Origin of the sequence: Aeromicrobium sp., from assembly GCF_047607065.1 — a bacterium.
In the GTDB taxonomy this organism is placed as follows: domain Bacteria; phylum Actinomycetota; class Actinomycetes; order Propionibacteriales; family Nocardioidaceae; genus Aeromicrobium.
In genome coordinates this window covers 1-12,778 of record NZ_JASGDU010000044.1, presented here as the reverse complement: position 1 = coordinate 12,778, position 12,778 = coordinate 1, and the positions used below count along the sequence as shown (strand labels likewise).

General features: G+C 70.8%; 11 protein-coding genes and 1 pseudogene. 8 read left to right on the top strand and 4 right to left on the bottom strand.

What is annotated here, in order from left to right:
- Positions 1–6 precede the first annotated feature (6 nt).
- Positions 7–885: a hypothetical protein gene (locus QM597_RS06200; protein WP_415003999.1), complete on the bottom strand. Its 879-nt coding sequence runs from the start codon at positions 883–885 to the stop codon at positions 7–9.
- A gap of 3 nt (positions 886–888) precedes the next feature.
- Complete coding sequence (locus QM597_RS06195) at positions 889–1,860, bottom strand: SPFH domain-containing protein (protein ID WP_415003998.1); 972 nt, start codon at positions 1,858–1,860, stop codon at positions 889–891.
- 91 nt (positions 1,861–1,951) lie between these two features.
- Between QM597_RS06195 and QM597_RS06190 the strand changes: the two genes are divergently transcribed.
- On the top strand, positions 1,952–2,665 hold the full coding sequence (locus tag QM597_RS06190; protein ID WP_415003997.1) for an NUDIX hydrolase: 714 nt from the start codon (positions 1,952–1,954) through the stop codon (positions 2,663–2,665).
- 139 nt (positions 2,666–2,804) lie between these two features.
- Positions 2,805–4,043, top strand: a complete 1,239-nt coding sequence (locus QM597_RS06185) for an NADH:flavin oxidoreductase/NADH oxidase family protein (RefSeq protein WP_415003996.1) — start codon at positions 2,805–2,807, stop codon at positions 4,041–4,043.
- 118 nt (positions 4,044–4,161) lie between these two features.
- On the opposite strand, the gene rarD is transcribed toward QM597_RS06185, so the two are convergent.
- Entirely contained in the window at positions 4,162–5,064 is a 903-nt protein-coding gene (gene rarD, locus QM597_RS06180; RefSeq protein ID WP_415003995.1) for an EamA family transporter RarD, read from the bottom strand.
- A 216-nt stretch (positions 5,065–5,280) separates the two neighbouring features.
- On the opposite strand from rarD, the gene QM597_RS06175 reads away from it, so the two are divergent.
- On the top strand, positions 5,281–5,994 hold the full coding sequence (locus QM597_RS06175) for a TIGR02206 family membrane protein (protein ID WP_415003994.1): 714 nt from the start codon (positions 5,281–5,283) through the stop codon (positions 5,992–5,994).
- A 255-nt stretch (positions 5,995–6,249) separates the two neighbouring features.
- Here the strand turns inward: QM597_RS06175 and QM597_RS06170 are convergent.
- Positions 6,250–6,984 (bottom strand): annotated as a pseudogene (locus QM597_RS06170) (SDR family NAD(P)-dependent oxidoreductase); the annotation flags it as partial.
- A 69-nt stretch (positions 6,985–7,053) separates the two neighbouring features.
- On the opposite strand from QM597_RS06170, the gene mshA reads away from it, so the two are divergent.
- The 5 genes from mshA to QM597_RS06145 all read left to right on the top strand — a co-directional run.
- Positions 7,054–8,310 (top strand): D-inositol-3-phosphate glycosyltransferase, encoded by a 1,257-nt coding sequence (gene mshA / locus QM597_RS06165; protein WP_415003993.1) that lies wholly within the window; start codon positions 7,054–7,056, stop codon positions 8,308–8,310.
- On the top strand, positions 8,297–8,782 hold the full coding sequence (locus QM597_RS06160; protein ID WP_415003992.1) for a YbjN domain-containing protein: 486 nt from the start codon (positions 8,297–8,299) through the stop codon (positions 8,780–8,782). Before mshA ends, QM597_RS06160 begins: the two co-directional genes overlap by 14 nt.
- A 4-nt stretch (positions 8,783–8,786) precedes the next feature.
- Positions 8,787–10,115, top strand: a complete 1,329-nt coding sequence (locus QM597_RS06155; protein ID WP_415003991.1) for an MFS transporter — start codon at positions 8,787–8,789, stop codon at positions 10,113–10,115.
- A complete protein-coding gene (locus QM597_RS06150; RefSeq protein WP_415003990.1) occupies positions 10,105–11,532 on the top strand; it encodes a pyridoxal phosphate-dependent decarboxylase family protein in 1,428 nt (475 codons plus the stop codon). The genes QM597_RS06155 and QM597_RS06150 overlap by 11 nt, the downstream gene beginning before the upstream one ends.
- A gap of 243 nt (positions 11,533–11,775) precedes the next feature.
- On the top strand, positions 11,776–12,778 hold a 1,003-nt coding region (locus QM597_RS06145), incomplete at its 3' end, for a hypothetical protein (protein WP_415003989.1).

The following is a 12,778-nucleotide window of genomic DNA, read 5'->3' as shown; positions in this document are numbered from 1 at the left end:
CTCGGGTCAGCCGACGAGGCGGAGGCGGCGGGCGGCGATCCGCAGGCGGACCGACTGGCCCCAGCCGATGCTGAGCGCGTCGGATTCGATGCCGTCGCCGAAGGCCACGAGACGGTCCGACTGCGCGACGACCTCCACCTGGCCGCGGGTGAGTTCCCCGGCGGTCAGGTCGGTCCCGGTCACCGGTGAGGGCCACGCCTCGCGGACGAACCACAGCAGGCGCTCCTCGCCCGGATCGGGCATGGTCAGCGTGCTCTGCCGTTCGCGGGCGATGGAACTGCACCAGCCGGTCGCCCCGGTGCCGGTTGAGACGATGAGGCCCGACGAGGACTGCTGTTCGGCCGCGCCGGAGGGCGTGGTGAGGGTGTAGCGGGCGCTCTGATGGGAGGGATGCCCGAGGAAGACCTCGTTGAGCGCGAGCAGCCGTTGCCCGTCGTCGAGCACCGCCTCGGCCATCGTGCGCTCGCTGATCGCGTCGTGGGCGCGCAGCAGGTCGGCGACGTCTGCGGCGGCGTGGGTGACCAGCGCCCCGGCGTTGCGGCCCGGCTCGGGGTCGATGCCGACGACGGGCTGGCCGTCGAGGTACTTGGCGACGTTCGCCACGAGGCCGTCCTGGCCGACGACTACCACGATGTCATCGGGTCCGAACAGGAATCGGTCGATGTCGCCGCGTTCCAGCAGGCCGCGACGCCAGTCGACCGGGATCGCCGCAGCGACCCGTTCGAGGGCGGCGGCGGTCGCCCGGTGCCGGTCCTCGACCTCGGCCAGATCGCGCCCGCGGGTGGACAGGAAGAACGCCGCCTGGCCGCGCGTGCCGTGCCGGGCGATCAGTTCGTCGAGTTCGCTGCGGCGGTGGACCACGACGACCCGTGGCGCTGAGGACATGGCTTACTCCTTCGGTGCGACGCCGAACTTTGCCAGCGCGTTGCTCAGCAGATCGGGTGTCAGCACCAGCGTCTCGATGTTCGGCAGGTGAGCGGCCAGTTCCTTCAGCGCCAGGCCCAGCAGCACCGCCTCGGGCAGGTCGCGGTAGACCGCGACGCGCGCCGCCTCGCCGTCGGCCTCGGCCTGGCCGGTCAGGCGGGCCGCCTCGGCCCGTGCCCCGGCCTCGGTGGTGCTCGCTGCGGCGGCTTCCTCGGCTTGTCGCCGGGCGTTGGCACCGCGCTGGGCGATCAGCTGCTCCTCGCGGCGGGCCAGTTCGATCTTCGTCTGCAACTCGTTCTCGCCGATGGCGCGCTCCCGCTCGACGGCCAGGGCGCGCCGCTCGAAGGTGGCCTTGTCGGCCTCCTGCTGCACCTGTTCGCGGGTGGGCAGGCCCAGCGCCTTCTCGACTTCCGGCTCGGGGCGCAGGGCCACGACGCGCACGCCGACGACCTCGATGCCGATGTCGCTCAGCCGCTGGTCGTGGGCCAGGCCGTCGGCGATGACGCTGCGGATCGGCTCGATGCCGGCGGTCAGCACCTCGGTCAGGTCTGCTCCGGCCACCCGGTCGAGCGCGTACTGCTGGGCGGTCTGGGTCAGTAGTCCGGCAACCTGGTCCAGCGGGGTGCCGCGCCACGCGCCGGTGTCGGGGCTGATGGAGAAGTCGATGCGCACGGCGGCCAGGGCGGGATCGGCGACCCGGTAGGTGACGGTGGCCTGGACGGTGACGTCCTGGAAGTCGCGGGTGCGCGCGTGGAACAGCAGGGGCAACTCGCGGTCGTCGACGGGGACCTCGGTCAGCACTGCGCTGAGCGGACGGAACCAGAAGGACGTACCGACGCCGGAGTGGGCCGTCTTGCCGCGGCGCAGGTGCTGGACGTGGGTCGTCGCGCCGCCGCGCAGGTGACGGACGAAGGGGTAGCGGGCGATGTCGGCCATGAGGGACTCCGATCTCGGATTTAGTGTTACTCTGACGATAAGTGAAGGGTACCACTGTCGTCAAGAAGACGAGAATTGCTAGAGTGGTGACATGCGCGATGCCGATCCGCAGGGCGACGGACAGATGGGCGAGGTGTTCGCGGTCGCCGTCGATCTGGTGATCCTCACGATCCGCGACGAGCGGCTGCACGTGCTGACCGTCGAGCGCGCGCTCGCACCGTTCGCGGGGACGTGGGCGCTGCCGGGTGGCTTCGTGCGGACGGGGGAGGGCCTGGAGCAGGCGGCACTGCGCGAACTCGCCGAGGAGACCGGGGTCGATGCTGAGGGCGTGCATGTGGAGCAGTTGGCCAGTTTCGGCGATCCCGGCCGCGATCCACGCGGGCGCGTGCTGAGCGTGGCGTACCTCGCTCTCGCCGCCGACCTGCCCGAACCGCAGGCCGGGACCGACGCGGCGCGCGCCCGGTGGACCGAAGTCGACCGGCTGCCGGCCCCGCCGGCCTTCGACCACGACCGGATCCTGGCAGCCGGCCTGGAGCGTGCGCGGGCCAAGCTCGAATACTCCGCCCTGGCTACCGCCTTCTGTTCGCCGGCCTTCACCATCGCCGAGTTGCGCCGGGTCTACGAGGCGGTCTGGGGGACCCGGCTCGACCCGCGCAACTTCCACCGCAAGGTCACCAAGACCCCCGGTTTCGTCACCTCGACCGAGCAGACCACGACTCGCGACGGCGGCCGGCCGGCGCGCCTCTACCGCCCCGGTGACCGGTCCATCCTGCACCCGCCGCTGCTGCGGAGCGCCGGACCCTGATGACGTCTCCTGCCTGCGGCCTTGCCTCGCAAGGCGAAGAAACCGGGTTCGTGGAGAAGGAGCGCACTGCGTCGTTCATGATGGACCGGAGCGCTTCGCCGCTCGCCCCGTTGTCTCCTCCCACCCCAAGGCGGTCCGAGTGACCTCGACACCCGTGCTTCGCACCCCCTTCATGCTGCCGAACGGCACGGTCGTCCCGAACCGTTTGGCGAAAGCGGCGTTGAGCGAATCGCTGGCCGGACCGGGGCTGGCACCCGGCGACCAGATCAAGACCCTCTACCGGCGCTGGGCCGCCAACGGCCAGGGCCTGACGATCACCGGCAACGTGATGGTTGACCGGCGGGCGCTCGGCGAGCCGGGCAATGTCGTGGTCGAGGACGACCGCCATGCCGACGACCTGCGCGAATGGGCCGGCATCGTCACCGGCGGCGGTTCGGTGGGCCTGGTGCAGATCAACCATCCCGGCCGCCAGTCGCCGCGCACCCTCAGTGCGCATCCCGTCGCGCCGTCGGCCATCGCCGTGCCCGGAACCGCCAAGTCCTTCGCCACGCCCAGGGAACTGACCGGCGCCGAGATCGAGGACATCATCGGCCGCTTCGCCGCCACCGCCGGGGTCGTCACCGCTGCGGGCTTCGACGGGGTGCAGATCCACGGCGCGCACGGCTACCTCGTCAGCCAGTTCCTCTCGCCGCTGTCGAACCGGCGCACCGACCAATGGGGCGGCACCCCGGAGAACCGCCGCCGCTTCCTGCTGGAACTCGTGCGGGCGATGCGCGAGCGGATCGGTGCCGACAAGGTTCTCGCCGTCAAGCTGAACTCTGCGGATTTCCAGCGCGGCGGCTTCGGCGAGGACGAGTCCCTGGAGGTCGTCCATGCGCTCGCCGAGGCGGGCATCGACCTGCTGGAGGTCTCCGGCGGCACCTATTCCTCGGCGGCCATGCTCGGCGTGGGCGGCCCGGTCAAGGAAAGCACCCGGCAGCGGGAGGCGTACTTCCTCGACTACGCGCTGCGGGTGCGCGCCGAGTTGCCGAACCTGCCGCTCATGCTCACCGGCGGCTTCCGCACGGCCGCCGCGATGGAGGACGCCGTGGCCTCCGGCGGCATCGACCTCGTCGGGCTGGGCCGGCCCCTCGCCGTGGCCCCGGACTCCCCGGCCGCCCTGCTCGACGGCTCCCTCGACGAGGTGGTCACCCAGCCGCGCCGCGCCGGCATTACGCTGCTCGACAGCCTCACCGAGCTGACGTACTACACCGTGCAGATGTGGCGTATGGCCGCCGGCAAGGAACCCGCCCCGAACCGTCACCAGATCGTCAACGTCACCGCCTACGCTCTGCGCCACGGTCTCGACGCGATCCGCCTTCCGCTGCGCGGCCGGTGAGCGGAGATTCTGCCAGGAGGCCCGCTGGCTGAGGCGCGCCCTTCGAGGCTCCGGCCGCGAGCGGCCTGCGCACCTCAGGGAGCGAAGTTCTGGCCGCGGCCGGTGAGTCCGCCGCAGTTCAGGGCTGCGCAGGCGGGGCGGGCACCTGGCGGCGATGGCGCAGTGCGTCCAGGGTGAACAGCGTCAGTGCCAGCCAGACGAGCGCGAACCCGGCCCAGCGGGCGGGCGTCATCGCCTCCCCGAACACGACCAGCCCGATGGCGAACTGCAGCGCCGGCGTCAGGTACTGCAGCAGTCCGATGGCTGTCAGTGGCAAGCGGGTCGCCGCCGCGCCGAACAGCAGCAGCGGGATCGCCGTGACGATCCCGGCCCCGGCCAGGAGCAGCGCATTGCCCCAGCCGTGGTGGGCGAAGACCAGCTGGTCCTGTGCGGCCAGCCAGGCGAGGAAGGCCAGCGCGAACGGTGCCAGTAGCAGCGTCTCCATGCCGAGTCCCTCGACGGTACCCAGGTCGACCGCCTTCTTGAGGAAGCCGTAGGTGGCGAAGGAGCAGGCCAGGGTCAGCGCGATGAACGGCGGGTGCCCGTAGTCGAGCGTCAGCACCGCGACGGCCACGGCGGCGAGTGCGACGGCCGACCACTGCAGCCGGCGCAGCCGCTCGCCGAGGACGACGACGCCGAGCATGACCGTGACGAGCGGGTTGATGAAGTAGCCCAGTGACGTCTCAATCACCCGCCCGCTGGTGACCCCGTAGATGTACAGGCCCCAGTTGACGGCGATGACGACCGAGGCGCACCACAGTAGTCCGAGGAGCCGAGGCTGGCGCGCCACCGCCCAGAAGGCGGGCCAGCGGCCGGTGGCGGTCAGCAGCATTGCGACGAACACCAGTGACCAGACGACCCGGTGGGCGAGGGCTTCCAGGGGTGTCGCCGGGTCGAGCAGCGGCCAGTACAGCGGGAAGAAGCCCCAGCACAGGTAGGCGGCGACGCCGAATCCGATGCCTCCCGCGCCGCGCTCCGTCACGAGCACAGTCAACACCCGCCGCCGCTCACCGCGTCCCCAGCCCCGCGCGCGACCACGCTGGCCGCCTGCGGTGGTGGGCCCCTGAGGTGCGAGCTTGCGAGCCTCGAAGGGACCCACCCACGGACAGGTCCCTTCACCCTTCGAGGCTCGGCCGCAGGCGGCCTCACACCTCAGGGATCGGTTCCCGCTCACTCGTGGACGTTCTACGCTGGCCGCATGTGGGCGGCGGACCGGTTCGAGGCGTACGACTCCTCGCACGTGACGGTCCTCGTGGTCTTCGTCATCGGCATCGCCGCCGTCATCGCGCTCGGGCACCGCTGCCGCGACACCCCGGCCGCCGAGATCGTCTCCCGCAGCGCGGCCGTCGCCGTCGTGGCGGTGACCGTGCCGATGCAGCTGCTGCAGTTCACGCCTGCGGAGTGGAGCCTGCAGACCTCACTGCCGCTGCAACTGTGCGACTTCGCCTGGATGGTCGCCGCGCACGCCCTGTGGACGCGGAACCGGACGACCACGACGATCACCTGGCTGTGGGGTCTGACCCTGACCATGCAGGGCATGCTGACACCGGACCTGGTCTCGCCCTTCCCGGAGCCGCGCTTTTTGATGTTCTGGATCATGCATGTGCTCATCATCTGGGCCGGCTTCTGGCTCGTTCCGGGCCTCGGTACCGGGCCGACCTGGAGCACCTACCGCCGGGCCATCGCCGCGACCCTGGCGTGGCTCGCCGGCGTGCTCGTCTTCAACGCGGTCGTCGGCACCAACTACGGCTACGTGAACCGCAAGCCCGCGCGCGCCTCGCTGCTGGACGTCCTGCCGGAGTGGCCCTGGTATGTCGGTGTCGAGATCGCCGTGTTGATATTCGTCTGGGCGCTGCTCGTCGCTCCCTGGGCGCTGCGCCGCCCCGAGGCCGCACCCGGTCCCGGTCATTGATGGGGTCCCTTCGAGGCTTCGGCCGCGGGCGGCCTACGCAGCTCAGGGACCGAGCATCCCGGTCATTGAGGTGCGAGCGAGGAACGAGCGAGCCTCGAAATGACCCTAATGGCGGACCGTTTGCCGGGGTCCCCTCGTCCTTCGAGGCTCGGCCGCAGGCGGCCTCGCACCTCAGGACCGGGTACCGGCCGCTGGCGTTCTGCCCGTCTCAATGACTGGGTTCGGCCGCTCTGCGAGCCGGCTGAGGAGCGGGCCACGGTGGACCTTGCTGTTGCCTGCCTGGGCGAGCGGCCGCACGACGAGCAGGTCGACGTTGACGTGCGCGGGCCGGGTGGCGACCCAGCAGATCACGTCCGCGATGTCCTCGGCGCGCAGCGGGTCCTCCACCCCGGCGTAGACCGCGTCGGCCTTGGCCTGGTCGCCGAGCCGCACCAGGGAGAACTCCTCGGTGTGGACCATGCCCGGCGCGATCTCGGTGACCCGGACGGGCCGGCCGTTCAACTCCAGGCGCAGCGTCTCGGTGGCCGCTGCGAGCGCGTGCTTGGCCGCGACGTAGCCGCCCCCGCCCTCGTACACCCCGTGCCCGGCAGTGGAACCGACGTTGACGATCGTTCCCGCCCCGCCGGCCTCCAGGGCGGGCACGAGCGCCTGCGTCACCTGGACCGTCCCGACGACGTTGATCTCGTACATGCGCCGCCACCGCTCGACGTCACCCTCGGCGACCAGGTCCAGGCCGAGTGCGCCGCCGGCGTTATTGACGAGGACGTCCAGCCGCTCCCCGACGGCCTCGGCGAGCCGGGCGACATCGGCGGCGGAGGTGACATCGCAGGGGACGGCGGTTCCGCCGATCTGATCGGCGAGCGCGGTGATCCGGTCGGCGCGGCGCGCGGCGCAGACGACGTGGAAGCCCTCTGCGGCCAGGGCGCGGGCGGTGGCGGCACCGATGCCGCTGCTGGCACCGGTGACGACGGCGGTACGGGTGACGGTCATGGCCTCATCCTTCCACCACGGTGGTGGACGGCCCGCCGCGCGAGCCGGCCGGTGCGCGATGATGGCGGGGTGAGTGTCCGTCGAGTCGCCATACTGTCGGCCCACACCTCGCCGCTGGCCCAGCCCGGCGACGGTGACGCCGGTGGCATGAACGTCTACGTCATGGAACTCTCGCGGCAGCTCGCCGTGCGGGGTGTCGAGGTCGAGATCTTCACGCGCGCGACCTCGCGGCACCAGGACGAGACCGTCCGGGCCGAACCCGGCATCACCGTGCGGCACGTGGCCGCCGGGCCGTTCGAGGGCCTGCGCAAGGAGGACCTGCCGGCGCAGTTGTGCTCCTTCGTCCGCGACGTGCTGCGGGTGGAGGCCGAGTTGGGTCCGGGGTACTTCGACCTCGTCCACTCGCACTACTGGCTCTCGGGGCAGGTGGGCACTGTCGTCAGCGAACGGTGGGGCGTCCCGCTGGTCCACACGATGCACACGATGGCGAAGGTCAAGAACGCCCAGCTCGCTGCCGGCGACGCCCCCGAACCCCTCGGCCGGGTCCGCGGCGAGGAGGAGATCGTGCGGCTCGCCGACCGGCTCATCGCCAACACCGACGACGAGCGCGCCCAGCTGGTCGGCCTCTACGACGCCGACCCCGCGCGTGTGGACGTCGTGCATCCGGGGGTCGATCTCGACCGGTTCCGCGCGGGCCGTCAGGGGCAGGCCCGCCGACGGCTCGGCATCGCCGACGACACCGCCCTGATCCTGTTCGCCGGGCGCATCCAGCCGCTCAAGGCACCCGACCTGGTGCTGGGGGCCGCAGCCCGCCTGCTCGCCGAGGATCCGTCGCTGCGCTCGCGGCTGCGGGTCGCCGTCGTCGGCGGGGTCTCCGGCTCGGGCATGGACCGGCCGACCGCGCTCGCCGACCTGTCGGCCCGGCTCGGCCTGGACGACGTGGTCCGTTTCGTCCCGGCTGTCACGCAGGACGTCCTGGCCGACTGGTACGCGGCCGCGAGCGTGGTGTGTGTGCCGTCCTACAACGAGTCCTTCGGCCTGGTGGCCATCGAGGCCCAGGCGTGCGGCACCCCGGTCGTCGCGGCGCGGGTCGGCGGGCTGCCGACGGCGGTCTCCGACGGCGTCAGCGGGGTGCTGGTCGACCGTCACGACGCGGCCGACTACGCCGAGGCGCTGCGGCCGCTGCTCGCCGACCGCGCGCTATGTGAGGCGATGGGTGCCAAGGCGGTCCTGCACGCCGCCGGATTCGGCTGGGATGCCACGGCCGAGCGCACGCTGGCGGTCTACGCCGCCGCACGGGAAGGAACACCGCATGTCCGCACGTGAGGTCATCGCCGAGACGCTCTCGGCTTCGGAACTGGAGTATGTCGAACACCGGCCGGGGGTTTTCGAGGTCGATCTGCCCGGCGTGCGCAAACTCACGACCACCTGCCGGCTGGAGGTCGGCCGGCACGCGCTCGGCGTCCACGCCTTCGTCGCGCGTCGCCCGGACGAGAACCACGAGGGCGTCTACCGCTGGATGCTGGAGCGCAACCTCAAGATGTTCGGGGTGGCCTTCGCGCTCGATGCCGCCGGTGACATCTACCTCGACGGCCGCCTGCCGCTGCACGCGGTCACCCCCGCCGAGATCGACCGGCTGCTCGGCGCGGTGCTGACCTACGCCGACGAGTCCTTCAACGTCATCCTCGAACTCGGCTTCGCGTCCTCGATCCGCAAGGAGTGGCAGTGGCGCGAGGCGCGCGGGGAGTCGACGCGCAACCTGGAGGCCTTCGCCCACCTGCGCCCCGGCCGGGACTGAGCCGATGACGGCCACCACGGTCCTGCCGGCACGGGTGCGGCGCGGCTATGGTCTCGGCAGCGTCGCGACGGGCACCTTCGGCACCGTGCCGGGCCTGCTGCTCCTGCCGTACCTCACCGACACCCTCGGTGTGGCCGCCGCTCTGGCCGGCGTGATCGTCTTCGCGCCGAAGGCCTGGGACGTCGTTCTCAATCCCGTCGCGGGGCGGATCAGCGACACCAGCACCCACCCGGCGGGACGGCGGCGGCCTTTCCTGCTGCGTGGCGGGCTGGTCCTCGCGGCCTGCTTCGCGCTCCTGTTCGCCGGCCCGACGAGCACCGTGGCCGGCGCGATCTGGGTGGTGGTGCTGTTCACCGGCTGCGCCACCGCCTACGCCTTCTTCCAGGTGCCCTATGTGGCGATGCCCGCCGAACTGACCCTCGACTACGACGAGCGGACCCGGCTGATGACCTGGCGGGTGGCCGTCCTCGCGCTGGCGATCCTGCTGTCCGGGGCGACGGCACCGATGGTCGTCGACGCCGTGGGCCACGACTCGCCGGCCGGATACCGGCTCATGGGCGTGTACGTCGCGGCGATCCTCGTCATCGGGGTCCTGGGGGCCTGGTGGGGCACGCGCGGCGCCCCGGAGCATTGGGTCGACACCCCGGGCGGCGGGATCGCCGGGCAGGTGCGCCTCGTCGCCGAGGCGGCGGACTTCCGCCCGCTGCTGGTCACCTTCGTCCTGCAGGCGCTGGGTATCGGCACGATGCTCGCCGGGGTCGCGTACGCCGCCGACGACGTGCTCGACGCGGCTTCGGCGGCGACGATCCTGTTCGCGGCCTTCGTCGGCCCGGCGCTCGTCGTGACCCCGCTGTGGGAGCGCTACGCCCGCGCACGGACCAAGCGCTCCGGCTACGTGCTCTCGACGGTCGTCATGGTCGCCGGGATGCTCGTGATCGGTGCCTTCCTGCCCGCCGTTCCCGCCGTGGCGTATGCGGGCGCGGCCTTGGTCGGCGTCGGCTATGCGGGGGCGCAGGTGTTCCCGATGGCGATGCTGCCCGATGTCGCGGCCCGCGACGCCGAGCGGACCGGGCAGAACCGCATCGGCGTCTTCACCGGCGTCTGGACCGCGGGGGAGACCCTGGGCCTGGCGCTCGGCCCGGCACTGTTCGCCCTCGTCCTCGCGCTGGGCGGATATGCCTCCTCCTCGGCCGGTGAGGATGTCGCGCAGTCTGACGGGGCGCGCCTGGCGATCCGGCTGGGCTTCACCATCGTTCCGGCGGCGCTCACCGCGGTCAGCCTGCTGGCGCTGCGCGGCTATCGATTGGACGAGGAGGTCCGCGGTGTTCGATGACATCCTGGCCGAGTTGGAGGCCCTGCGCGCCGGCGATCTACCGACGCACGGCGGGCGGACCCTGGCCTACGTGTACGACTCGGGCCTGGCCGAGGCCGACGAGCTGGGCCGCCGCGCCCTGGCGATGTACGGTTCCACGAACGGCCTCGACCCGACGGCTTTCCCGAGCCTGCTGCGCATGGAGAACGACCTCGTGGCAATGGCTCGAGGCCTGTTCCACGGCTCGGCCGACATGGTGGGCACCGTGACCTCCGGGGGCACCGAATCGATCCTGCTCGCGGTCAAGACCGCCCGCGACGCCGCCGGGGTGGCCGATCCGGTGCTCGTCGCCCCGTCGACGGTCCATGCGGCCTTCCACAAGGCGTGTCACTACTTCGGTGTCGAGCGGGTCGCGGTGCCGGTCGATCCGCTGACCTTCCGGGCCGATCCGGCGGCGATGGCCGAGGCGATGGACGCCCATGCGGGCCGGGTCGTGCTGGTGGCCGCGTCGGCACCGTCGTACGCGCACGGGGTGGTCGATCCCATCGAGGAGATCGCCGCCGTGGCCCGCGTGCGAGGCGTGCGCTTCCACGTGGATGCCTGCATCGGCGGCTGGGTCCTGCCGTGGGCCGATTCGACTCCCGAGCCTCGAAGGGTGCCGCCTTTCGACTTCGCCGTCGAGGGGGTCACGAGTCTGTCGGCCGATCTGCACAAGTACGCCTACACGCCCAAGGGCGTTTCGCTGCTGCTGCACGCGGCGCCCGGGCTGCGCCGCGACCAGTTCTTCGCCAGCGCCGACTGGCCGGGTTACACGATGCTCAACTCGACGGTGCAGTCCACCAAGTCCGGCGGCCCGCTCGCGGCGGCCTGGGCGGTGACCCGCTTCATCGGCACCGACGGCTACGCCCGGTTGACGCGCACGGCGCTGGAGGGCACGGCCGCGCTCGTGCGGGGTGTCGAGGAGATCGAGCATGTGCGGGTCGTCGCCGAGCCGGACTCGACCCTCGTCGCCATCGCGGCCGACGACACGTGTGACGTGTTCACCATCGCCGACCTCATGGGCGAGCGCGGGTGGTTCGTGCAGCCGCAGATGGCCTTCGCCGGAGCACCTGCGACCATGCACGTGAGCCTGTCGGCCGCGACCGCGGCCTCGGTGCCCGACTTCCTGGCGACGCTGGCGGTCTCCGTCGAGGAGGCCGTCGAACGCGGACCGGTCACCGTTGACGAGGGGCTGCGGGCCGCAGCGGCCTCGCTCGATCCGGCCGCCCTCGACGATGCGGCCTTCGCCGGCCTGCTCCAGATCGCCGGCCTGGCCGACGCCTCGGGCGGCCTGGGGTTGCCCGAGCGCATGGCTCCGGTCAATGCGCTCCTCGATGCCGCGCCGCCGCGCTTGCGCGAGGCCCTGCTGACCGCCTTCCTCGACCACCTCACCCGCTGATGCCGGTCATTGAGGTGCGAGTGCGGCACATCCGAAGGGCGCTCCGCACGGGGTGCCTCCCGCCTGTGGGGGACAACGAGCGGCAGTGGGCTATTTACCAGGACTTCCCTGTGTTTGAGGTAAGCTCCGGCTGAAGGGTTCTGGCATTTTCCTGCACGGGGATCGGCCGGGGCCGCTATTTCTGTAGTAAGGATGCGTTTCATGCCTCGACTCTCCCCCCCCCGCAGCGTAGTACCGCAGGTTGTGGCGTTCGTTCTTGTTGCTGTGGCGGCCATGATCGGTGTGACTGCTCCCCAGGCTCATGCGGTGGGGGTCGAGGACAACGTCAGCCCGGATACCACCGACTACTCGGTGAACACGGCTAACACGTACTACGCCTATGTGGGTGAGGGTGAGTATGTGCAGTGGTGGGCGCAGGGCGGCACTTCGACCATCGTTGCCCCCGACGGCACGGTGTACTCGGGTGCCGCGAACGGAGGGATCTCCGCGCCGAAGCAGGCCACCGGAGCCAAAGTGGGTGTCTGGAAGGTCGGTGCCGGCGGTAACCAGAACTGGTCGTTCACTGTCTGGGACGGCAATCCTGGTTTCGGTGCCGTCAATCCGCGCACTCAGACTCTGGCCACCGGGGTTAGCGAGATTCCCGGCCGCGTTTGGGTGACCTACTACAACATTCATCAGGACGATGGCACCGCGAAGGACATCAACTTCTGGATGCTCAACGACAGCGGATACCAATACAATCTCGGGTTGACGAATTACTACGGCATTGACTCGGTGGTCTCCGCCAACTCGATGGGTGTGCCGGTCGGCACTGCGGGAGCCGACGCCTGCACGCCGTCCTACCGGTCCTGGGACGGTGGGGGCAACTCGATGGCCTGTGCCGATCCGTACCGCTTGTTTTTCGAAGAGCCAGCCGCCGACCTTCCCGCGACAGCGACCATCTGGAACCAGACCACCGCGCAAGCCGATACGCAGGTCATCGCGCCGTCGCCGGTTGACGAGACCACTCTGTCGGCCTCCGGCTTCGATTTCACTCCTACCAGCACGACGACGTCTGCGGGTACGTTCACCTATGACCTCGGCGATAGTTTTTTCGGCGGGCATTTGTTGCAGATCGACGTCAATAATGATGGTGATTACGACGATTCGGTGGATCGGTCGATTCGTGTTGGTGCTGCGGGTGAGCCGGTCGAGTATGAGTTTGACGGTCTCGACGGGGAGGGTAACGCCATCGAGCCGTGTACCG

What these genes read in the sequence shown, in the direction of transcription:
- QM597_RS06200 (WP_415003999.1), bottom strand. Translation starts at nt 885, where the DNA reads ATGTCCTCAGCGCCACGGGTCGTCGTGGTCCACCGCCGCAGCGAACTC.
- QM597_RS06195 (WP_415003998.1), bottom strand. Translation starts at nt 1,860, where the DNA reads ATGGCCGACATCGCCCGCTACCCCTTCGTCCGTCACCTGCGCGGCGGC.
- QM597_RS06190 (WP_415003997.1), top strand. Translation starts at nt 1,952, where the DNA reads ATGCGCGATGCCGATCCGCAGGGCGACGGACAGATGGGCGAGGTGTTC.
- QM597_RS06175 (WP_415003994.1), top strand. Translation starts at nt 5,281, where the DNA reads ATGTGGGCGGCGGACCGGTTCGAGGCGTACGACTCCTCGCACGTGACG.
- QM597_RS06160 (WP_415003992.1), top strand. Translation starts at nt 8,297, where the DNA reads ATGTCCGCACGTGAGGTCATCGCCGAGACGCTCTCGGCTTCGGAACTG.
- QM597_RS06155 (WP_415003991.1), top strand. Translation starts at nt 8,787, where the DNA reads ATGACGGCCACCACGGTCCTGCCGGCACGGGTGCGGCGCGGCTATGGT.